Source organism: Streptomyces sp. NPDC004658, assembly GCF_040609555.1.
In the GTDB taxonomy this organism is placed as follows: domain Bacteria; phylum Actinomycetota; class Actinomycetes; order Streptomycetales; family Streptomycetaceae; genus Streptomyces.
Genome location: NZ_JBEXKG010000017.1, coordinates 62,490 through 82,062, shown reverse-complemented (window position 1 = coordinate 82,062; position 19,573 = coordinate 62,490). Strand labels below are relative to the sequence as shown.

The 19,573-nt window shown below is 71.5% G+C and carries 22 protein-coding genes; 5 read left to right on the top strand and 17 right to left on the bottom strand.

Going from position 1 to position 19,573, the window contains the following annotated elements; genetic code table 11:
• Positions 1-13 precede the first annotated feature (13 nt).
• On the top strand, positions 14-145 hold the full coding sequence (locus tag ABZV94_RS09685) for a DUF6153 family protein (protein ID WP_356339027.1): 132 nt from the start codon (positions 14-16) through the stop codon (positions 143-145).
• Positions 146-237: 92 nt separating this feature from the next.
• Positions 238-873, top strand: a complete 636-nt coding sequence (locus tag ABZV94_RS09680) for a DUF305 domain-containing protein (protein ID WP_356339018.1) — start codon at positions 238-240, stop codon at positions 871-873.
• 47 nt (positions 874-920) lie between these two features.
• Here ABZV94_RS09680 and rocD read toward each other — a convergent pair whose 3' ends face one another.
• The 8 genes from rocD to ABZV94_RS09640 all read right to left on the bottom strand — a co-directional run bounded on the left by rocD (position 921) and on the right by ABZV94_RS09640 (position 8,169).
• Entirely contained in the window at positions 921-2,138 is a 1,218-nt protein-coding gene (gene rocD / locus ABZV94_RS09675; protein WP_356339016.1) for an ornithine--oxo-acid transaminase, read from the bottom strand.
• The gene (gene ddaH / locus ABZV94_RS09670; RefSeq protein WP_356339014.1) at positions 2,138-2,947 is read right to left on the bottom strand and encodes a dimethylargininase; all 810 of its coding nucleotides are present in this window, start codon (positions 2,945-2,947) and stop codon (positions 2,138-2,140) included. Before ddaH ends, rocD begins: the two co-directional genes overlap by 1 nt.
• Positions 2,948-3,100: 153 nt before the next feature.
• Positions 3,101-3,586 (bottom strand): Lrp/AsnC family transcriptional regulator, encoded by a 486-nt coding sequence (locus tag ABZV94_RS09665; protein ID WP_356339012.1) that lies wholly within the window; start codon positions 3,584-3,586, stop codon positions 3,101-3,103.
• 37 nt (positions 3,587-3,623) lie between these two features.
• On the bottom strand, positions 3,624-3,791 hold the full coding sequence (locus tag ABZV94_RS09660) for a hypothetical protein (RefSeq protein WP_356339010.1): 168 nt from the start codon (positions 3,789-3,791) through the stop codon (positions 3,624-3,626).
• 114 nt (positions 3,792-3,905) lie between these two features.
• Positions 3,906-4,856 (bottom strand): cytochrome c oxidase assembly protein, encoded by a 951-nt coding sequence (locus ABZV94_RS09655; RefSeq protein ID WP_356339008.1) that lies wholly within the window; start codon positions 4,854-4,856, stop codon positions 3,906-3,908.
• Between the two features lie 90 nt (positions 4,857-4,946).
• The gene (locus ABZV94_RS09650; protein WP_356339005.1) at positions 4,947-5,972 is read right to left on the bottom strand and encodes a 6-phosphofructokinase; all 1,026 of its coding nucleotides are present in this window, start codon (positions 5,970-5,972) and stop codon (positions 4,947-4,949) included.
• A gap of 200 nt (positions 5,973-6,172) precedes the next feature.
• Positions 6,173-6,901 (bottom strand): glutamine amidotransferase, encoded by a 729-nt coding sequence (locus ABZV94_RS09645; protein WP_103815672.1) that lies wholly within the window; start codon positions 6,899-6,901, stop codon positions 6,173-6,175.
• 29 nt (positions 6,902-6,930) lie between these two features.
• Complete coding sequence (locus tag ABZV94_RS09640; protein ID WP_030655212.1) at positions 6,931-8,169, bottom strand: MurT ligase domain-containing protein; 1,239 nt, start codon at positions 8,167-8,169, stop codon at positions 6,931-6,933.
• A gap of 152 nt (positions 8,170-8,321) precedes the next feature.
• Here ABZV94_RS09640 and def point away from each other — a divergent pair, with 152 nt between their 5' ends.
• Positions 8,322-8,876, top strand: coding sequence for a peptide deformylase (gene def, locus ABZV94_RS09635; protein WP_356339003.1), 555 nt, complete (start codon positions 8,322-8,324; stop codon positions 8,874-8,876).
• 16 nt (positions 8,877-8,892) lie between these two features.
• Here def and ABZV94_RS09630 read toward each other — a convergent pair whose 3' ends face one another.
• Positions 8,893-9,537 carry a TetR family transcriptional regulator gene (locus ABZV94_RS09630; protein WP_356339000.1) on the bottom strand — a complete coding sequence of 215 codons (645 nt, stop codon included), beginning with the start codon at positions 9,535-9,537 and terminating at the stop codon, positions 8,893-8,895.
• A gap of 170 nt (positions 9,538-9,707) precedes the next feature.
• Between ABZV94_RS09630 and ABZV94_RS09625 the strand changes: the two genes are divergently transcribed.
• A complete protein-coding gene (locus ABZV94_RS09625) occupies positions 9,708-10,934 on the top strand; it encodes an acyl-CoA dehydrogenase family protein (protein WP_356338998.1) in 1,227 nt (408 codons plus the stop codon).
• A gap of 26 nt (positions 10,935-10,960) precedes the next feature.
• Here the strand turns inward: ABZV94_RS09625 and ABZV94_RS09620 are convergent, their stop codons facing one another.
• The 8 genes from ABZV94_RS09620 to ABZV94_RS09585 form a co-directional block, all read right to left on the bottom strand.
• Complete coding sequence (locus ABZV94_RS09620; protein WP_356338996.1) at positions 10,961-11,482, bottom strand: cupin domain-containing protein; 522 nt, start codon at positions 11,480-11,482, stop codon at positions 10,961-10,963.
• A gap of 7 nt (positions 11,483-11,489) precedes the next feature.
• Positions 11,490-12,713, bottom strand: a complete 1,224-nt coding sequence (locus ABZV94_RS09615; RefSeq protein WP_356338993.1) for a cytochrome P450 — start codon at positions 12,711-12,713, stop codon at positions 11,490-11,492.
• On the bottom strand, positions 12,710-13,774 hold the full coding sequence (locus ABZV94_RS09610) for a type III polyketide synthase (RefSeq protein ID WP_356338991.1): 1,065 nt from the start codon (positions 13,772-13,774) through the stop codon (positions 12,710-12,712). Before ABZV94_RS09610 ends, ABZV94_RS09615 begins: the two co-directional genes overlap by 4 nt.
• 292 nt (positions 13,775-14,066) lie before the next feature.
• Positions 14,067-14,300: a DUF6213 family protein gene (locus ABZV94_RS09605; protein ID WP_030655224.1), complete on the bottom strand. Its 234-nt coding sequence runs from the start codon at positions 14,298-14,300 to the stop codon at positions 14,067-14,069.
• Positions 14,301-14,325: 25 nt separating this feature from the next.
• Positions 14,326-15,711 (bottom strand): NADP-dependent succinic semialdehyde dehydrogenase, encoded by a 1,386-nt coding sequence (locus ABZV94_RS09600; RefSeq protein ID WP_356338988.1) that lies wholly within the window; start codon positions 15,709-15,711, stop codon positions 14,326-14,328.
• 109 nt (positions 15,712-15,820) lie between these two features.
• Positions 15,821-16,294, bottom strand: a complete 474-nt coding sequence (locus ABZV94_RS09595) for an NUDIX domain-containing protein (RefSeq protein ID WP_356338986.1) — start codon at positions 16,292-16,294, stop codon at positions 15,821-15,823.
• Positions 16,291-17,829 (bottom strand): ATP-dependent DNA ligase, encoded by a 1,539-nt coding sequence (locus tag ABZV94_RS09590; protein ID WP_356338983.1) that lies wholly within the window; start codon positions 17,827-17,829, stop codon positions 16,291-16,293. The genes ABZV94_RS09595 and ABZV94_RS09590 overlap by 4 nt, the downstream gene beginning before the upstream one ends.
• Before the next feature lie 112 nt (positions 17,830-17,941).
• Positions 17,942-18,874 carry an NAD(P)/FAD-dependent oxidoreductase gene (locus ABZV94_RS09585; RefSeq protein ID WP_356338981.1) on the bottom strand — a complete coding sequence of 311 codons (933 nt, stop codon included), beginning with the start codon at positions 18,872-18,874 and terminating at the stop codon, positions 17,942-17,944.
• Between the two features lie 65 nt (positions 18,875-18,939).
• Between ABZV94_RS09585 and ABZV94_RS09580 the strand changes: the two genes are divergently transcribed.
• Positions 18,940-19,512: an XRE family transcriptional regulator gene (locus ABZV94_RS09580; RefSeq protein WP_356338978.1), complete on the top strand. Its 573-nt coding sequence runs from the start codon at positions 18,940-18,942 to the stop codon at positions 19,510-19,512.
• The last annotated feature ends 61 nt before the right edge of the window (positions 19,513-19,573 follow it).

Below are 19,573 nucleotides of genomic sequence, written 5' to 3'. Positions count from 1 at the left end.
CGGCGGGCCCCGACTGCCCCTTCCGGCCCCCGACCCGGTGGCCGTCGGCGCCCCGGCACCCTGCCCGCGCCCCGGTCCGGCCACCGCGCCGGACGGCGCCCGTGCCCCGCCCGATCTGGCGGAACTCCAACTCCTGCGGATCTAGAGGCCGCCCCGGCCGCCGCCCTGCCACGGCGCAGGCGCCGCGGTCGCGCCCACGCGTGCCCGAATCCCTTCAGAACAGCAGGAGTTCCCCGCATGACCATCCGTACCCTGACGCGCCGTGCCGCCCTCGCCGCGGTCGCCGTGACCGGAGCCCTCGTCCTCGCCGCCTGCGGTGGCGACAGCGACAACTCGGGCGGCGGCCACACCGGCCACGGCTCCTCCGCCACCGCGAGCGCGTCGGCCACCGCGCACAACGCCCAGGACGTCTCCTTCGCGCAGGGCATGATCCCGCACCACCGGCAGGCCCTGGAGATGGCCAAGCTCGCCGACGGCCGGGCGTCCTCCGCGCGGGTGAAGGACCTCGCGTCGCGCATCGAGAAGGCGCAGGACCCGGAGATCCGCACCATGACCGGCTGGCTGACGTCCTGGGGCGAGCAGGTCCCCATGGCCGGCATGGACCACTCCGCCCACTCCGGGATGTCCGGGATGTCCGGGATGTCCGGGATGATGAGTGACGCCGACATGACGGCCCTGAAGAAGGCCACCGGCAAGGACTTCGACACCAAGTTCCTGTCGATGATGGTCGACCACCACGAGGGCGCCGTCGAGATGGCCACCACCGAGAAGGAGAAGGGCCAGTACGGCCCCGCCAAGACCATGGCGGGCGCCATCGTCACCGCCCAGAACGCCGAGATCGAGGAGATGAAGAGGCTCCTCGGCACGCACTGACGGCACGGCGGGCGGGGACCGGTGCCGCCACCGGCCCCGCCCGTCCCTCAGGCCAGCACCTTCTCCAGGGCCGCCAGCGCCGACCGCAGCTCCTCCGCCGTGATCGTCAGCGGGGGCGCGAGCCGGATCGTGGAGCCGTGGGTGTCCTTGACCAGGATCCCCTCGCGCATCAGGCGCTCGCTGATCTCGCGGCCCGTGCCGAGGGCGGGGTCGACGTCCACGCCGGCCCACAGCCCGCGCGAACGGAACCCGGTCACGCCCCTGCCGGTCAGCTCGGTCAGCCCGTCCCGCAGGACCACGCCCAGTTCGGCCGCCCGGCGCTGGAACTCACCGGTCTCCAGCAGCTCGACCACCGCCGTGCCGACCGCCGCGGCGAGCGGATTGCCGCCGAACGTCGAACCGTGCTCACCCGGGTGCAGCACCCCCAGCACCTCGCGCCGGGCCACCACCGCCGACACCGGCACGATGCCGCCGCCGAGCGCCTTGCCGAGCAGCAGCACGTCCGGGACGACGTCCTCGTGCTCGACGGCGAGGGTCCGGCCCGTCCGGCCGAGGCCCGACTGGATCTCGTCCGCGATGAACAGGCACCCCTTGCGGCGGGTCAGCTCCCGCACCCCGGCGAGATAGCCGTCGTCCGGGACGATCACCCCGGCCTCACCCTGGATGGGCTCGATCAGCACCGCCGCCGTGGTGTCGTCGACCGCGGCCTCCAGAGCGGCCAGGTCGTTGTACGGCACGATGGTGAAGCCGGGCGTGAACGGGCCGAAGCCCGCCCGGGCCGTCTCGTCCGTGGAGAAGCTGACGATGGTCGTCGTACGTCCGTGGAAGTTCTCCGCCGCGACCACGATCGTCGCCTGCCCGGCCGGGACGCCCTTCACGTCGTACGCCCACTTGCGGGCCACCTTGATCCCGCTCTCGACCGCCTCCGCGCCGGTGTTCATCGGCAGCACCATGTCCAGGCCGGTCAGCTCCGCGAGCCGCTCCGCGAACTCGGCCAGCCGGTCGTTGTGGAAGGCGCGGGAGGTGAGGGTGAGCCGGTCGAGCTGGCGGTGTGCCGCCTCGACGAGCGCCGGGTGCCGGTGGCCGAAGTTGAGGGCCGAGTAGCCGGCGAGCATGTCGAGGTAGCGGTTGCCCTCGACGTCCTCCACCCAGGTGCCCTCGGCACGGGCCACCACCACGGGCAGCGGATGGTAGTTGTGCGCGAGAACCGGCTCCTCCGCGCGGATCAGGTCGTCGGACGTACGGGTGCGCGCGGGTGCGGTCATCAGCGGATCTCCTGGGTGCAGCACTTGATGCCGCCGCCGGCCTTGTGGAACTCGGACAGGTCGACGGGGACGGGGACAAAGCCGTGGTCGGCGAGGCGTTCGGCGAGCGCCTCCGCCTGGGGCGCGATGAAGACGTTCCGGCCGTCGGAGACGGAGTTCAGGCCGAACGCCATCGCGTCCTCGCGGGTGGCGAGCACGGCGTTCGGGTACAGGCGCTTGAGGACCTCCCGGCTGCCCGGAGAGAAGGCCTCCGGGTAGTAGCAGATGTTGTCGTCGTCGAGGACGAACAGCGCCGTGTCCAGGTGGTAGAAGTACGGGTCGACCAGGGTCAGGCCGATCACCGGGTGGCCCAGGAACTCCTGCGCCTCGCGGTGCGCCTCACGCGTCGTGCGGAACCCGGTGCCGGCGAGCACGTACCGGCCCGTCCACACCAGGTCGCCCTCGCCCTCGGTCACCGACTCGGGCCGGTGGACGTCGTAGCCGGCCGCCTTGAACCAGGTGTCGTAGTACTCCGACTCCGGGCGGCGCTCCGGAGCGTGGAACAGGGAGCCGAAGACCCGGCCGCCGACGACGAACGCCGCGTTGGCGGCGAACACCATGTCCGGCAGGCCGGGGACCGGCTCGACGGTGTCCACGGTGTGGCCGTGGGCCCGGTAGGCCCGGATCAGCGCCTGCCACTGCTCCTGGGCCAGGTCCACGTCGACGGGCTTGTCGGGATGCATCCAGGGGTTGATCGCGTACTGGACGGCGAAGTGTCTGGGTTCGCAGACGAGGAAGCGCCGGGAACGCGGCACACGACTGTCGGTCACAGAGGGTTTCCTCCGCTTTCCTGTGTGTCACTGAGGGGTGACACCACGGTAGGAAGAGAGGAAGACGGTCGACAAGCGAGGAAAGCTGCGCGGTTGCGCAGCATCGCTGCGTTGTCGCCGGAGGACACGCACGACTCCTGCGCGTCGAAACGGTCAGTCGGGAGCCGGATGGGTGGCGCCCGCTTCCGGGCTTTCCGGGAGCAGATGGGACAGGACCATCACGCTGATCGTCTTCCGGATGAACGGCTCGGCGCGGATCCGCTCCAGCACCTCCTCGAAGTGCTCCACGTCCCGGGCGCGCACGTGCAGCAGCGCGTCCGCGCCGCCGGTCACCGTCATCGCCGCCGCGATCTCCGGATGGTTGCGGACGACCTCCGCCAGTCGCCGGGGCGGGGCCGCGCCCTCGCAGTACACCTCGACGTACGCCTCCGTGCGCCAGCCCAGCGCGGACGGCCTGACCGTCGCCGTGAACCCGGTGATCACCCCGGTCTCCCGCAGCCGGTCCACCCGCCGCTTGACCGCAGTGGCGGACAGGCCGATCGCCGCTCCGATCTCGGCGAAGCTGGTCCGCGCGTTCGCCATGAGCGCGGTGATGATCTGGCGGTCCAGCTCGTCGAACGAGGGTGTCCTGCTGTTCATGCGGGCACTGTAGCCAGCCCCGTCGGCCGCGCGCGGCTCAGGACTGGGTGACCACCAGGGCGAGCGTCAGCAGCCCCAGCACCACCCATCCGAACCACAGCCAGCCGTTGCTGCCGAGCGCGACCGTGTAGGCGGTCACGACCACCAGCCCGCCGACCGTGAGTGCCCCCATCGTCCTGGTGGAACCGTTCGTGGAACCGGCCATCGCGACACCCTCCTCATGGTCCGTCCAGGACCATGGTGCCCTGGTTCGGGCCCGGACGGGACAGGTACGACGGTCCTGGCCCACCGTGCGACCGGCGCCCGTTGCGCGGTGCGGCTACCCCTCGCGGGCGTTCAGCGAGGCCAGATAGGCGTTGTACGCCTCCAGCTCCTTGTCGCCGTCCCGGTCGGCGGCCCGGTCCTTGCGCTTGGCCTGCCGCTGCTCGGAGCGGTACCACTGGAACAGCAGCGCGATCAGCACCAGCACCGACGGGATCTCGCTGAACGCCCAGGCGATGCCGCCCGCCGCGCTCTGGTCCGACAGCGCGTCGATGCCCAGCGAGGCGGGCGGGTGCTGGAAGGTCTCCACCATCGGCGTCGACGCCATCATCAGCGCGATGCCGAAGAACGCGTGGAACGGCATCCCCGCGAACAGCTCCAGCATCCGCATCAGGTGGCCCGGCCGGTGCGGGCCCGGATCGACACCGATGATCGGCCAGAAGAACACGACACCCACCGCGAGGAAGTGCACCATCATCGCGACGTGCCCGGTCTTGGAGCCCATCAGGAAGTCGAACAGCGGGGTGAAGTAGAGGGCGTACAGGCTCGCGATGAACAGCGGGATGGTGAAGGCCGGGTGCGTGATGATGCGCATGTACCGGCTGTGCAGCAGCATCAGCAGCAGCTCACGCGGACCCTTCCGGCCCTTTCCGGCGGCCGGCAGCGCGCGCAGCGCCAGGGTGACCGGGGCACCGAGCAGGATCAGGATCGGCGACAGCATGCTGATCACCATGTGCTGCACCATGTGCACGCTGAACATGACCATGCCGTAGTCGTTCAGCTTGGTGCACATCACCAGAGCGATGGTGAGCACGCCGACGACGTACGAGACCGTGCGGCTCACCGGCCAGGCGTCCCCGCGCCGCCGCAGCCGCACGACACCCCAGCCGTACAGGGCCAGACCGGCGAGGCAGGCGATGAGGAAGAAGGGGTCCGCCGACCATGCGAGCCCGCGCCCCAGCGTGAACGGCGGCAGATCCATGGTCATGCCGTGCCCGCTGTGATCCATCCGGCGGCTCCTGTTTCGGGGGGTGTGCGCGTTCTGTCCCGCCCAAGGGTAGAACTCGCCCCGGTTTCCCCTTCGGCCGGGGTCAGGTGCTCAGAGCACGCACTCCGCCTCGTCGTACCGCTCCGCCGGTACGGTCTTCAGCGTCTCCACGGCCTCCGCCAGCGACACCATGACGATGTCGGTCCCGCGCAGCGCCGTCATCTTGCCGAACTCACCCCGGTGCACGGCCTCGACCGCGTGCCAGCCGAAGCGGGTCGCCAGCACCCGGTCGTACGGCGTCGGCGTGCCGCCCCGCTGCACATGCCCGAGGATCACCGGCCGGGCCTCCTTGCCGAGCCGCTGCTCCAGCTCGACCGACAGCTGCCGCGCGATGCCCGCGAAGCGCTCGTGGCCGTAGATGTCCTTGCCACCCTCGTCGAACTCCATCGAGCCGGGCCGCGGCTTGGCCCCCTCCGCGGCGACCACGATGGCGAACCGCTTGCCCGCCTCGAACCGCTCGCCGACCTTCTTCGTCAGCTCGTCGATGTCGAAGGGCCGCTCGGGCACGACCACGGCGTGGGCGCCGGCCGCCATGCCGGAGTGCAGCGCGATCCAGCCGGTGTGCCGGCCCATGACCTCCACGATCAGCACGCGCTGGTGCGACTCGGCGGTGGTCTTCAGCCGGTCCAGGGCCTCGGTCGCCACGGTCACCGCCGTGTCGAAACCGAAGGTGACATCGGTGACGGCGATGTCGTTGTCGATGGTCTTGGGCACGCCCACGATCGGCAGCCCGCTGTCCGACAGCAGCCGGGCCGCCTTCAGCGTGCCCTCACCGCCGATCGGGATGATCGCGTCCAGGCCGAGTTCCGCGACATGCCCCCTGGCCCGCTCCACGCCGTCCCGCAGGTGCTCCGGGCGCACCCGGGAGGAGCCGAGGATGGTGCCGCCGCGGGCCAGGATGCCGCCCACCGCGTCCAGGTCGAGCTTCAGATAGTCGCATTCCAGGAGGCCCTTCCAGCCGTCCCGGAAACCGATGACCTCGTCGCCGTGGTCGGCGACGGCACGGTGCACGACGGACCGGATGACGGCGTTCAGGCCGGGGCAGTCGCCGCCGGACGTGAGGACACCAATGCGCATAGCCCGAAATACCTTCTCAACGTGGGCCGGGTAACCGGACCACGTCGTCCGGCGGATTCCCGGTCACCCTACCGGCGTGAGGGGGTGGCACCGTAGCGGGCGTCCGCCTGATGGACGCACCCGCACATGTGAGCGGACGGGCCGTCAGGCGGGCCCGCACGAGCCTGCCGGACCATGCTGGAATCCGGCTGAAGAACGGGTTACGCGGGCTGCTGCGCCGCCGCGATGCGCTCGTTGCGGAGCGCCTCGTACCAGCGGTCGTCGATCGGCGGCAGCGCGTTGACGTCGAGCGCCAGCTTCAGCAGCAGGTCGGCGATCTGCGGGTTGCGGGCGAGGACCGGTCCGTGCATGTACGTACCGAAGACGGTGCCGTTGTACGCGCCCTCCGTGCCGTCCCCGGTGCCGTTGCCCTTGCCGATCTGCACCCGGGCGAAGGGGCGGGCCGTGGGGCCCAGGTGGGTGACGCCCTGGTGGTTCTCGAAGCCGGTCAGCTGGGGGAGGCCCAGCTGGGGGTCGATGTCGGCCAGCACGTCACCGACGCACCGCTCGCCCTCGCCGCGCACGGAGACCACGTCGAGCAGGCCGAGGCCCGGCTCGCGCTGGCCGAGGTCGTTGATGAACTCGTGGCCGAGGATCTGGTAGCCGGCGCAGACCGAGAAGACGATCGCGCCGTTCTCCACCGCCCGGTGCAGATGCCCGTCCCGGCGCAGCCGCTCGGCCGCGAGCCGCTGCGGACGGTCCTCGCCGCCGCCGATGAGGTAGATGTCGCCGGAGGTCGGGATCGGCTGGTCGCTGCGCACGTCCAGCCGGGCCACGTCCAGGCCGCGCTGCCGGGCCCTGCGCTCCACGACGAGGGCGTTGCCCTGGTCGCCGTACGTGCTCAGCAGGTCCGGGTAGATCCACACCAGCCGCAGTTGGTTGTCGCTCATGAGGTGATCGCCCTTCGAGGATCAGAAGATCAGTTGCCGACGCGGCGGCGCAGGTCCTGGAACGCGGTGTAGTTCGCGATGACCTCGATCCGGCCCGGCGGGCACATCTGCACGGCCTGGTCGAGGTTGTCGCAGACCTGGAAGTGCTGGTTGGCGACCTCCAGACGGACGGCGAGGTCCAGCTTCCGGTCGCCGATGACGAAGATCGGGTGGCCGGTCAGCCGGGTGTAGTCGACGTCCCACAGCCAGGAGGTGTCGGTGCCGTCGGCCCCGCGCGCGTTCACGGACAGGATCACCGGCGCGGGCGGCGGGTCGATCAGGGAGAACGTCTCCAGCCAGCCGGCCGGGTTCTTGGCGAGCAGCAGTCTGAGGTCGCGGTTCTGGAACTGGACGACGTCGTACCGGCCGGCCACCGCCTGCACCTGGTACATCCGCTCCAGGGCGACCTGCGGCGGCACCCCGAAGACGGCGGCGACGGCCGCGGAGGAGGCCGCGTTCGCCTTGTTGGCACGGCCCGGCAGCTGGAGGTGGATCGGCCAGGCGGACCCGTGCGGGTCCAGCACGTGGTCCCCGGACAGCGCCCAGGTCGGCGTCGGCCGCCGGAACCCGCACTCACCGCAGAACCAGTCGTCGCCCGGGCGCTGCATCACGCCACCGCACGACGGGCAGGACCAGGCGTCGTCCTTCCACATCTGCCCGGCCGCGACCCAGATCACATTCGGGGACGAGGACGCCGCCCACACCACCAGCGGGTCGTCGCAGTTGGCGACGATGACGGCCTTGGAGCCGGCCAGGCCCTCCCGCCAGTTCTCGGCGAGCATCCGGGTCTCGGCGGCGCGGTCGAGCTGGTCGCGGGAGAGGTTCAGCAGCGCGATGCACTTCGGGCTGGTGTCCCGGGCCACACCGGCCAGGTACTTCTCGTCGACCTCGATGACACCGAACTTGGCGTCCGAGCCGCCGGCCAGCGCGGAGGTGATGCCCGCCGGCATGTTGGCGCCCAGCGCGTTCGACACGACCGGGCCCGCGGCGCGCAGCGCCTCGGCGATGAGCCGGGTGGTCGTGGTCTTGCCGTTGGTCGCCGACACCAGGACGACGTCCAGGTTCTGGGCGAGCCGGGCGAGCAGGTCGGGGTCGAGCTTCAGTGCGACCCGGCCGCCGATCACCGATCCGCTGCCGCGTCCCGCGGCGCGTGACGCCGCAGCTACCGCCTTGCCCGCGGTCACGGCCAGCTTGGCCCGCGGCGTGAGCGGGTCCGAGTTGCCTGCCATCAGTTCTCGATCCTCCTTGCGTACGCGCCGCGCCTGGGGCCATCCGGCAACGTGGTGTGAACCTCAGCCTATCGAGATCCATTCCCACACCCGAATCCCGGCCCAGGCCTTGAGCGGCGGGCATGAGCGATACGAACCGTACCCTTGCCGCCATGCGACACGGTTCCATTCCGGGCGCCCACGGGCGCGTCCGGCCCCTCACCCTGCTCGGCGACGCGGTACTGCGCGAGCCCTGCCGGGACGTCACCGACTTCGGTTCCGGCCTCGCCGCCCTCGTGGAGGACCTGTTCGCCACGATGTACGCGGCGCGGGGAGTGGGCCTGGCCGCGAATCAGATCGGGGTCGGTCTGCGGGTGTTCGTGTACGACTGTCCGGATGACGAGGACGTGCGCCACCTCGGACACGTGGTGAACCCCCGGCTGATGGAGGCGGACGGTGTGGTGGTCCGGGGCCCCGAGGGCTGCCTGTCCCTGCCGGGCCTGGAGGCGGGGACCGAGCGCTACGACCACGCGGTCGTCGAGGGCTTCACGCTGGCCGGCGATCCGGTCACCCTGCACGGCACCGGCTTCTTTGCCAGATGCTTGCAACACGAGTGCGACCACCTGGAGGGCCGGGTGTACGCGGACCACCTCACGGGGTGGCGGAAGCGGAGGCTGCTGAGGCAGGTCTCCAGAGCTTCCTGGAACCGGGCGGGCACACGGGCCTGAGGGGTGCGGGGGCCGTTCAGAACCCCGGGCCCCCCACCCGGTCACCGGCCGCGGCCAGGCGGCCCCACAGCAGGTCGGCGAGAGACCGCACCAACTCGGCGCGGGAACAGGGCCGTTCCCCCAGCCACCAGTCCCCGGCGGCGTGCATCATCCCGACGATGCCGTGCCCCCACACCCGGGCCAGCTGCTGGCTCTCCGGTCCCAGGTCCACCCGCTCCTCGATGACCTGGGCCAGCTCCTCGCCCATCCGCCGGAGCAGCGGAGCGCTGTGCTTGCCGACGTCGAAGCCCTGGTCGCCCCCGGTGCTGCCCTCCGCCGGGTGCATCAGGAACCGGTACACCTGGGGCCGTGCCTCGATCGCCGCGAGGTAGGTGTCCAGGGTCGACTCGACCCGTTCCCGCCGGCCGGCCGGTGCGTCGAGGGCCGCCCGCAGGGAGTCGAGCAGTGCGTCGGTGTGCCGCTTGGCCAGGGCCGCGTACAGCCCGCCCTTGTCGCCGAAGTGCCGGTAAAGGATCGGCTTGGTGATGCCCGCTTCCGCCGCGATCGCGTTCATCGAGGCCTGCGGGCCGTCGCGCAGCACCACCCGGTCGGCCGCCTCCAGCAGCTCGCGCCGTCGGCGGTCGGCGGTCCGCTGCTGATCGGTCCGCTGTGTGGTGTCCATGTGCTCTCCCCACCCGTGCTGATTCGGTGACGCCTGCGCAAACTAACACTGACCGGGCCCCTGACATCGAACGGGCTGCCGAGGCGTCATCGGCGGTTGACTTTTCCTACCGATCAGTAACACACTCTTGTTACCGCAAGTAACATCGCACCACCGCCGCTGGAGGGGACATGGCCGAGTTCACCATGGAGCTGAACGAGGAACAGAGGGAAGTACGCGACTGGCTCCATGGCTTCGCGGCGGACGTGATCCGCCCCGCCGCGGCGGAGTGGGACGAGCGCGAGGAGACTCCCTGGCCGGTCATCCAGGAGGCAGCGAAGGTCGGCATCTACTCCCTCGACTTCTACGCGCAGCAGTACTTCGACCCCACCGGCCTCGGCATCCCGATGGCCATGGAGGAGCTGTTCTGGGGCGACGCGGGCATCGCCCTGTCCATCGTGGGCACCGGCCTGGCCGCCGTGGGCGTACTCGCCAACGGGACCGAGGAACAGATCGGCACCTGGATCCCCCAGATGTACGGCGACCAGAACGACGTGAAGGTCGCCGCCTTCTGCTCCTCCGAGCCCGACGCCGGCTCCGACGTCGCCTCCATGCGCACGCGTGCCGTGTACGACGAGGCCAAGGACGAGTGGGTGATCAACGGCACGAAGACCTGGGCGACCAACGGCGGCATCGCCAACGTCCACGTCGTGGTCGCCGTGGTCGACCCGGAGCTGGGCTCCAAGGGCCACGCCTCCTTCATCGTCCCGCCGGGGACGCCCGGACTCTCCCAGGGCCAGAAGTTCAAGAAGCACGGCATCCGCGCCTCGCACACCGCCGAGGTCATCCTCGACAACGTCCGGGTGCCCGGCTCCTGCCTGCTCGGCGGCAAGGAGAAGCTGGACGAGCGGCTGGCCCGGGCCCGGGAGAGGGCGAAGAAGGGCGGGGAGCGCGTCAAGAACGCGGCCATGGCCACCTTCGAGGCGTCCCGCCCGGCGGTCGGCGCCATGGCGGTCGGCACCGCCCGGGCCGCCTACGAGGTCGCCCTCGACTACGCCACGACCCGCGAGCAGTTCGGCCGCCCGATCATCGACAACCAGGGCGTGGCCTTCCAGCTGGCGGACATGCGCACCCAGATCGACGCCGCCCGCCTGCTGGTGTGGCGCGCCTCCTGGATGGCGGTCAACGGCAAGCCGTTCACCGCCGCCGAGGGCTCCATGTCGAAGCTGTTCGCCAGCGAGACCGCCAAGAAGGTGACGGCTCAGGCGATCCAGATCCTCGGCGGCAACGGATACACCCGTGAGTACCCGGTCGAGCGGATGCACCGGGACGCGGCCATCTACACCATCTTCGAGGGCACGAGCGAGATCCAGCGGCTGGTCATAGCGCGGACCCTGTCGGGGATGCCCATCCGCTAGTCCGCACCGGTCGCCTCACCGGTGCCTCATCGGTGTCTCAGTGGGGTGAGCTGTTCGATGTCGTACTTGGCCCGCAGCGCCTCGATGGCCTCCTGGTCCGGAGGGCCGCCGTTGCCGAGGATGTCGAGCAGCTCCTCGAAATAGCGCTCGTGGTCCGGCGGGGGAGCGGCCTGGAAGAACATCTTCGCCGGCGCCTCCGTCGGATTCGCGAACGCGTGCGGGCATCCGGGCGGTACGACGATGACGGTGCCCGGTGTCGCCCGGACCACCCGGCTGCCCGAGGACGACTCCCACTTCCGCCAGTTGTCGGGGGTGCGCACGCGCGGCTCGAAGGCGAGGACGTCCAGTTCGCCTTCGAGGATGTAGAACAACTCCTCGCTGCGCGTGTGCACATGGGCGCCCACGTCGAAGCCGGGCGGGACCTCCACCTCGAAGGTGGAGGCCATGCGCGAGTGCAGGCCGGTGACCTTGAAGGTCACCCGCTGGGCCGGTGTCTCGACGACCCGGCCGTGGCCCGGTGGCACGTACAGTCCCTCGGTCTCTGTCATGGGGACCTCACCAGGTCACCGGCAGGCACTCGGGCCCCCGGATCAACGCGCCCTTCCTGAAGGGGACCTGATCCGGCGGTACGGCCAGTCTGAGGCCCGGTACCCGGTCCAGCAGGGCGTTCATCAGCAGTTCCTCCTCCAGCCGGGCCAGCATGCCGCCCGGGCAGTAGTGCGGGCCGAAGCCGAACGCCACGTGCGGGTTCGGACGGCGGGAGAAGTCGATGGTGTCCGGCGCGGGGAAGACGTCCGGATCCCGGTTGGCGGCCAGGTAGGAGACGTACACCGGATCGCCCGCGCGGATGCGGACGCCCGCGATCTCCACGTCCTCCAGGGCGATCCGGGACAGGCCGACCGCGTTGCGGTGCGGGATGTAGCGCAGCAGTTCGTCGATCGCCCGGGGGCGGATCGCCGGCTCCGCGCGCAGCCGCGCCGCCAGAGCGGGGCGGGTCAGCAGCAGGTGGAACATCTGCCCGCTGTTGGCGGTGACCGCCTCGCCGCCGATCTGCAGGAGCACGGCGAGGCCCACGGCCTGCTCCAGCGTGATCTCGCGGCGGCCCACGGCGGCACCGAGCAGCGAGGCGACGTCCTCGCCCGCGCTGTTCCCGCGCAGCCCGATCAGGTCGGCGAAGCAGGCGCTCATCTCCCGCTTGGCCCGCTCGCTGACCTCCTTGCCGTGCGCGGCGGACAGGATCAGCTGCGTCCAGGTGTGCATGGCGTGCCGGTCGCCGGCCGGGACGCCCATCAGTTCGCAGATCACCGCGATCGGGAACGGGCCGAGGACCGTCGCCGTGAGATCGGCGGGCGGCCCGGCCCGGAGCAGGTCGTCGACCAGCTCGTCCAGCATGGCGCGCGCCCGGTCGCGGACGCGCTCCACACCCTTCGCCGTGAAGGCGGCGGCGACGGAGCGGCGCAGCCGGGTGTGGTCGGGCGGGTCGAGGAAGCCGACCGCGCCCGGGTCGGGGATGAAGTGCGGGGCGAGCCGGGTCACCGGCTTGTCGACGACCGCCTCCCGGCTGAAGCGGGGGTCGTTGGCCACCATGCGTACGTCGTCGTACCGGGTGACCAGCCACGCCCAGCCCTCGCCGTTGGGCAGCTGGACGCGGGTGAGAGGGCCCTCGGCCATCAGCTCGGCCAGCACCGGGTCGAAGTCCGTGCCCGTGAGGTCGAGCGCCGGCCAGTGCCGGATCGGGGGCAGGACCTCGACCCCGGTGCGCGTCGCCTCCTCGATCATCGGTCGTCGCCGTCCGCGGTGACCCAGCGGCCCACCGTCATCTCGGCGGTGATGCCGGGACCGAAACCGGCGAGCAGCCCGCGTGCCTGCTCGTGGGCGCCGCCCTCGTCGAACAGCCGGCGCAGCGCGTCGAGGACGACGGCACTGGCGATGTTGCCGTACTCGGTGAGCGTGGACCGGCTGAACCGGAAGGCGTGCGGGTCGACCTCCAGGAACTTGCTGAGGTCGTCGAGTATTCGGGGACCGCCCGCGTGGATGATGTAGAAGTCCAGGTCGGACGCGTCCCAGCCGTGGTCGCCCGCCAGGTCCTTGAGCGCCGGGGCGAGCGGCTCCATGGTCGTGGGCACCCGCTTGTCCAGCAGGAAGTGGAAGCCGGTGGCCCGGACGTCGTAGGCGATCCAGTCCTCGGTCTTCGGGATCAGGTAGGAGCCGTTGCGCTCCAGACGGACGCCCGTGCCGCCCTGCCCCCGCACCACGGCGGCGGCGATGCCGTCGCCGAAGAGGCCGTTGGAGAGCAGCGAGCCGACGCCGAGGTCGGTGGGCTGGTAGCACAGCGAGCAGAACTCGCAGGCCACGATGAGCGCGTTGGCGTGCGGGTAGGCCGAGCAGAAGTCGTGCGCCCGGTTGATGGCCGCGCCGCCGGCGGCGCAGCCCAGCTGGGCGATGGGGAGCTGGCGGGTGGTGCTGCCGAAGTCCATCTCGTTGATCAGCCACGCCGTGAGCGAGGGCATCATGAAGCCCGTGCACGAGACGTAGATGATCACGTCGATGTCGCTGGTGAGCAGCTCCGCGTCGTCCAGCGCCTGCTGGATCACGGCGGGGACGCGGGCCTTGGCCTCGGCCTCGTAGAGCTTGTTGCGCTCCTCGAAGCCCGGGTGTTTCAGGGTCTCCTCGATGGGCTGCACGATGTGCCGTGTCTTGACGCCGGTGTTCTCGATCAGTCTGAGGGCCAGTGCCAGTTGGGGGTGGTCCGCGTGGCGCGAGCGCGCCAGCTCCAGCGTCTCCTCCATCGTGATCACGTGCTCCGGGACCGACACCGAGGGCTTGCACAAAGTCGCCATGAACCGTCCCTGCTTTCGCTCTCCGGGGGCCTTCGCCCACCGGCCAGAAGGTGGGTTCACCTCTGTGGGTGCTACACCCACCGTCACCCGGGAGGACGGCGATCTCGCGCTGGGTTACTCCGAATCGGGGACCCGGGGGTCAGGCGCGCAGGGCGATTCATACCGCCGGACGAGGGAAAACGCGGGTACGGCTGTTACGTGGGGGAGTGCTGTGACCAGGGCGGCTTTGGTGCGCAGAGGTACGCGGCCGGGGCGAGGGGTACGGCGGCGACGCCGGGCGCGGGCACGGCCGTCAGGGCGCCCCGCTGCTGTGGGCGATGCAGGCCACGTCGATGCGGTCGGCCAGCTTCGCCAGTTCGATGGTCAGCGCGGCGACCGTGTCCTCGTCCAGCCCCTGCTCCCCGGCCTCGACAAGATGCAGCCACCGCGCGCCCACGGTCCGCAACAACTTACTCACGTCCACCGCGGCCACCTGCAAGGTCCCGCGGTCGTCGACGATCAGAGGCAGGGTCACTTCGCGGTTCACAAACGGGATGGTAGCCGCGCGGCGCTCACGCACCCTGCCAAACCGTGGTGATGTTGCAGAACTCCCGGATTCCGTGCCCGGACAGCTCACGTCCGTACCCCGACCGCTTCACACCGCCGAACGGGAACGCCGGGTGGGAGGCGGTCATCCCGTTGACGTACACGGCGCCGGCCTCCAGGTCCCGCGCGAACCGCTCCACCTCGTTCTCGTCCCGCGTCCACACGTTCGAACTCAGCCCGAAGGACGAGTCGTTGGCGATCAGCACCGCCTCGTCCAGGTCGCCCGCCCGGTACAGGGTGGCGACCGGACCGAACGCCTCCTCGCGGTGGATGCGCATCTCCCGGGTGATGCCGGCGAGGACGGTCGGCGGGTAGTACCAGCCGGGCCCGTCCGGCCGCTGTCCGCCGCACAGCACCTCGGCCCCGCTGCGCCGGGCGTCGTCGACCAGCTCCTCCAGGTCGTTCCTGCCCTGCTCGCTGGCGAGCGGCCCGATCTCGGTGTCCTCCGCCAGCGGGTCGCCGATCCTGAGGGCCTTCATGCCCGCGACGAACTTCTCGGCGAACGCGTCGTACACGTCGGTGTGCACGATGAACCGCTTGGCGGCGATGCAGGACTGCCCGTTGTTCTGCACCCGCGCGGTGACCGCGACCTCGGCCGCGCGGTCCAGGTCGGCGGAGGGCATGACGACGTAGGGGTCGCTGCCGCCCAGCTCCAGCACCGTCTTCTTGATCATCTCGCCGGCGGTGGAGGCTACCGCCCGGCCCGCGGGCTCGCTGCCGGTCAGGGTGGCCGCCTTCACCCGCTCGTCGCGCAGGATGTCGTCCACCGCGGCCGAGCCGATCAGCAGCGTCTGGAAGCAGCCCGCGGGGAAGCCCGCCCGGTGGAACAAGTCCTCCAGGTACAGCGCCGTCTGCGGGACGTTGGAGGCGTGCTTGAGCAGGCCCACGTTGCCCGCCATGAGCGCGGGCGCCGCGAACCGGACGACCTGCCACAGGGGGAAGTTCCAGGGCATCACCGCGAGCACCGGGCCGAGCGGCCGGTAGCGGACCCGGACCCGGGAGGCACCGGAGTCCGTCACGTCCGACTCGGCGGGTTCCTCGTCGGCCAGCAGCCCCTCGGCGCGTTCCGCGTACCAGCGCATCGCCTTGGCGCACTTCGCGGCCTCCGCGCGGGCCTGCTTGACCGGCTTGCCCATCTCGGTGGTCATGATCCGGCCGATCTCCTGCTGGTCCTCGTCCAGCAGGTCGGCGGCCTTGTTCAGCAGTCGGGCGCGATCGGCGAAGGAGGTCGTCCGGTACGTGCGGAAGGTGGCCTCGGCGAGTTCGAGCCGGCGTTCCAGCTCGTCCTCGTCCATGGGCTCGTACATCTTGAGCGTCTCGCCGTTCGCCGGGTTCACCGTCGCGATGGGCATGGCTGACCTCCCTGGGAGCGGGCTTGTCTCGACCTTCGCGCGCGGCCCCGCAAGTCGCAACGCGACAGGCCCCCCGGCGTCTTCCTCCGGTCGCCGCGGGGGGCGGCTCCTAGCCCGAGTGCTCCGCCAGCCGGTCGAGAAACGCGGCCTGCGCCGTGACGATCACCTCACGGGCCCGGTCCAGGCCGAACCACGCCACCCGGTCCAGCTCCGGGAACTCCTGCGTCCGCCCCGACCGCGGCGGCCACTCCATCGTGAAGGTCCCCGGGGTGATCGCCCGCGGGTCGAGGTCCGCCGCCACCGCCCACGCCGTGACGATCTTGCCGTTGCGCTGCACGACCTCGCCCAGCGGTACGGCCTCACCGTCGGGCGGCGCCACCCCCAGCTCCTCCCGGAACTCCCGCCGGGCCGCCTCCCAGGCCGGCTCCGCCGGGTCGTACTCGCCCTTCGGCACGGTCCAGGCGCCCGCGTCCTTCTTCGCCCAGAGCGGTCCTCCCATATGGCCCAGCAATACCTCCAGTCCCTGGTCGGTGTGCCGGAACAGCAGCAGTCCCGCGCTGCGCTTCGTCGTCCGCACCGTCACGGCGTGACCTCCGGGTGGGCTGCCAGCAGGTCCTGAACGGTATCGGCCTCCTCGGGACGCTTGTCCTCGCGGTAGCGGACCACGCGGGCGAAGCGGAGGGTGACACCGGCCGGGTAGCGGGTGGAGCGCTGGAGGCCGTCGTAGGCGATCTCCACGACGAGTTCGGGGCGGACCCGGACCACCCAGCCGTCGTCCTCGACCGCCAGTTCCCGCAGCCGCTCGGTCTGCCAGGCGAGCATCGCGTCGGTCATGCCCTTGAAGGTCTTGCCGAGCATGGCGAAGCCGCCGTCCGGGTTGCGGGCGCCCAGGTGGAGATTGGAGAGCTTGCCGGTGCGCCGGCCATGGCCCCACTCGGCGGCCAGCACCACCAGGTCGAGGGTGTGCACGGGTTTCACCTTCAGCCAGGCGGCGCCGCGCCGCCCCGCGCTGTAGGGCGCGTCGAGCGCCTTGACCACCACGCCCTCGTGACCGCGGGCCAGGGTCTCGGCGAGGAACCGTTCCGCCTCCGGGATGTCCGGGGGGCCCGACGCCACCGTGCGCCGGACCCGCATCGGCTCGGGCACCAGCCGGGCCAGCTCCGCGTGCCGCTCGGCGAAGGGCAGGTCGAGCAGGTCGCGGCCGTCGACCGAGAGGGCGTCGAAGAAGACGGGGGAGACCGGGGTCTCCTCGGCGGCCCTCGCGACGTCCGTGCGCGAGCCGACCCGGCCCGCCGTCTCCTGGAAGGACCGGGGCCGGCCCGCCGCGTCGAAGGAGATCACCTCGCCGTCCAGGATGAACCGCTCACCCCGCAGCTCCAGCGCCGCGGCCGTCACTTCGGGCAGCCGGTCGGTGATGTCGTCCAGGGTGCGGGTGTGGATCCGGACCGTGTCACCGTCCCGGTGCACCTGGACCCGGATGCCGTCCAGCTTCTCTTCCACCGCGCACGCGCCCAGCTTCTCCACCGCCTCGGCGACCGAGGAGGCGCTGTGCGCCAGCATCGGCAGCACCGGCCGGCCGACCGTGAGCCGGAAGCGGTCGAGCGATGCGGGCCCCTCGCCGAGCAGGGCCTGCGCCACCGTCTGCAACGACCCCGCCAGCATCACGGCCCGCCGCACGTCCGCCGGGTCCGCGCCGGTCGCCCCGGCCAGCCCCTCCACCGCGACCGCGTCCAGCGCGCCCTGCCGGACCTCCCCGGTGAGCAGGCCCCGCAGGAAGCGCTGCTCCTCCTCGGTGGCCGCGCCCATCAGCTCCCCGACGATCCGGGTCCGCTCCGCCTGGGAGCCGGGTCCGGACACCTTGCCCAGTTCGGTGAGCCGGGCGTCGACCTCCCGCACGGTGAGGGAGGGTTCGGCGGCGGGCGGGACCGGGCGGCTCAGCACCTTCCAGCCGACACCGAGCCGGCCCTGCGGCAGCCGGCCGGCGAGGTAGGGGATGACGATCGGCACGTCGTCCGCCTCCGCGTCCCGGAACAGCTCCGCGAGCAGCGCGATCTTCCGGGACCGCGCCGCGGTCGCGGCGACCTCCCGGGACACCTGGGCGAGCCGGGTCAGCAGCATGCCGCCATGGTGCCTCAGCGCCGCGCCGGGTGCGCGGTTCCGTTCCGAGCGGGTGCGTCGTGATCCGCGGGCGCGCGGCGGCAGCCGCACCCCGGACACGGTCCCGCGCCCCTCACAGGGCGCCGGCGTCCAGGTCGGCCATCAGCAGTTCCGCGTTGATCGCCGCCCCCGCGCGGTACCCCCGGCTCGCCGCGTTGACCACCTGTTCCGCGAAGCCGCTCGCGTTGCCGGCCGCCCACAGGCCGGGCACGGTCGTCAGGCCCCGTTCGTCGATCACCGGGTAGCTGCCGAACGGGGTCTCGCGCAGCTCGGCGCCCAGCCTGATCAGCAGCTCGTTGTTCGGCACGGCGCGCGGGGCGGCGTACAGGACCTCGCGGCCGTGGACGGTGCCGTCCTCCAGCCGGACGCCGGTGAGGCGGTCGTCGGCGGTCACGAGTTCCACCACCGCGCCGGGGACGACGGCGACCCCGGCCGTGGCCAGCCGGCGCAGGTCCTGGTCCGTCAGCTCCGACTCGGCCACCTCGTGCAGGAAGAGCCGTACGTCCTTCGTCCACTGGGTGACCATCAGCGCCTGGTGCACGCTGAGCGGTGAGGTGGCGAGGACGCCGGTCGGCTTGTCGCGCACCTCCCAGCCGTGGCAGTACGGGCAGTGGACCACGTCCCGGCCGAACCGCTCGGCGAGCCCGGGGACCGGCGGCAGCTCGTCCTTCAGGCCGGTCGCGATCACGAGCTGCCGGGCCCGTACGGTCCGGCCGCCGCCGAGGACGGCGGTGAAGTCCCCCTCCCGGGTCACGTCCACCACCCGGTCCCGGACCAGCTCCACCCCGTACCGGGCGATCTCCTCACGTCCGACGGCCAGGAACTCGGCCGGGGACATGCCGTCCCTGGACAGGTACCCCTGCATGTGCGCGGACGGCGCGTTGCGCGGCTCGCCCGCGTCGACGACCAGCGTGCGGCGCCGGGACCGGCCCAGCACCAGGGCGGCGGACAGGCCGGCGGCTCCGCCGCCGACGATGACGACTTCGTACCTGTTGTTGTCGGTCATGAGGCGACGGTCGCCCGACGGCTGCGGTATTGACAAACACATTTGCCGTTCCTGCAATTGTGGCCATGAGCACAGACGACGTACTGGCGGAGGTGGGCCCCAGGCTGCGCCGCATCCGCAAGGAGCGGGAGGTGACCCTGGCCGCGCTGTCCGCGGCCACCGGCATCTCCGTGAGCACGCTCTCCCGGCTGGAGTCCGGCCTGCGCAAGCCCAGCCTCGAACTGCTGCTGCCGATCGCCCAGGCCCACCAGGTGCCGCTGGACGAGCTGGTCGGAGCACCGCCGGTGGGAGACCCGCGGGTGCGGTCCAAGCCCATCGTCCGGGGCGGGCGCACCCACTGGCCGCTGACCCGCCAGCCCGGCGGCCTCCAGGCCTTCAAGGTGCTCGAACCCCAGCGCAGACAGGAGCCCGACCCGCGGACCCACGAGGGCTACGAGTGGCTCTACGTCCTCTCGGGCCGGCTCCGCCTGGTCCTCGGCGAGCACGACGTCGTGCTGTCGGCGGGCGAGGCGGCCGAGTTCGACACGCGGGTGCCGCACTGGTTCGGGTCGACGGGGGAGGGGCCGGTGGAGTTCCTGAGCCTGTTCGGGCCGCAGGGGGAGCGGATGCACGTACGGGCACGGCCCGCCCGCACGTGACCTACGCGACTGTTCCCTGATCGGCAAGCGACCGCTTAGTATGCCGTCGGACCCGGTCAGA

Bases quoted from the DNA above. Each gene is read 5' to 3' on its own strand.
- ABZV94_RS09625 (WP_356338998.1), top strand. From the start codon at position 9,708: ATGGCCGAGTTCACCATGGAGCTGAACGAGGAACAGAGGGAAGTACGC.
- ABZV94_RS09660 (WP_356339010.1), bottom strand. From the start codon at position 3,791: ATGGCCGGTTCCACGAACGGTTCCACCAGGACGATGGGGGCACTCACG.
- ABZV94_RS09640 (WP_030655212.1), bottom strand. From the start codon at position 8,169: ATGGCAGGCAACTCGGACCCGCTCACGCCGCGGGCCAAGCTGGCCGTG.
- ABZV94_RS09585 (WP_356338981.1), bottom strand. From the start codon at position 18,874: ATGACCGACAACAACAGGTACGAAGTCGTCATCGTCGGCGGCGGAGCC.
- ABZV94_RS09620 (WP_356338996.1), bottom strand. From the start codon at position 11,482: ATGACAGAGACCGAGGGACTGTACGTGCCACCGGGCCACGGCCGGGTC.
- ABZV94_RS09630 (WP_356339000.1), bottom strand. From the start codon at position 9,537: ATGGACACCACACAGCGGACCGATCAGCAGCGGACCGCCGACCGCCGA.
- ABZV94_RS09580 (WP_356338978.1), top strand. From the start codon at position 18,940: ATGAGCACAGACGACGTACTGGCGGAGGTGGGCCCCAGGCTGCGCCGC.
- ABZV94_RS09590 (WP_356338983.1), bottom strand. From the start codon at position 17,829: ATGCTGCTGACCCGGCTCGCCCAGGTGTCCCGGGAGGTCGCCGCGACC.
- ABZV94_RS09600 (WP_356338988.1), bottom strand. From the start codon at position 15,711: ATGCCCATCGCGACGGTGAACCCGGCGAACGGCGAGACGCTCAAGATG.
- ABZV94_RS09650 (WP_356339005.1), bottom strand. From the start codon at position 5,972: ATGCGCATTGGTGTCCTCACGTCCGGCGGCGACTGCCCCGGCCTGAAC.
- ABZV94_RS09615 (WP_356338993.1), bottom strand. From the start codon at position 12,713: ATGATCGAGGAGGCGACGCGCACCGGGGTCGAGGTCCTGCCCCCGATC.
- ABZV94_RS09655 (WP_356339008.1), bottom strand. From the start codon at position 4,856: ATGGATCACAGCGGGCACGGCATGACCATGGATCTGCCGCCGTTCACG.
- def (WP_356339003.1), top strand. From the start codon at position 8,322: ATGCGACACGGTTCCATTCCGGGCGCCCACGGGCGCGTCCGGCCCCTC.
- ABZV94_RS09665 (WP_356339012.1), bottom strand. From the start codon at position 3,586: ATGAACAGCAGGACACCCTCGTTCGACGAGCTGGACCGCCAGATCATC.
- rocD (WP_356339016.1), bottom strand. From the start codon at position 2,138: ATGACCGCACCCGCGCGCACCCGTACGTCCGACGACCTGATCCGCGCG.
- ABZV94_RS09610 (WP_356338991.1), bottom strand. From the start codon at position 13,774: ATGGCGACTTTGTGCAAGCCCTCGGTGTCGGTCCCGGAGCACGTGATC.
- ABZV94_RS09680 (WP_356339018.1), top strand. From the start codon at position 238: ATGACCATCCGTACCCTGACGCGCCGTGCCGCCCTCGCCGCGGTCGCC.
- ABZV94_RS09645 (WP_103815672.1), bottom strand. From the start codon at position 6,901: ATGAGCGACAACCAACTGCGGCTGGTGTGGATCTACCCGGACCTGCTG.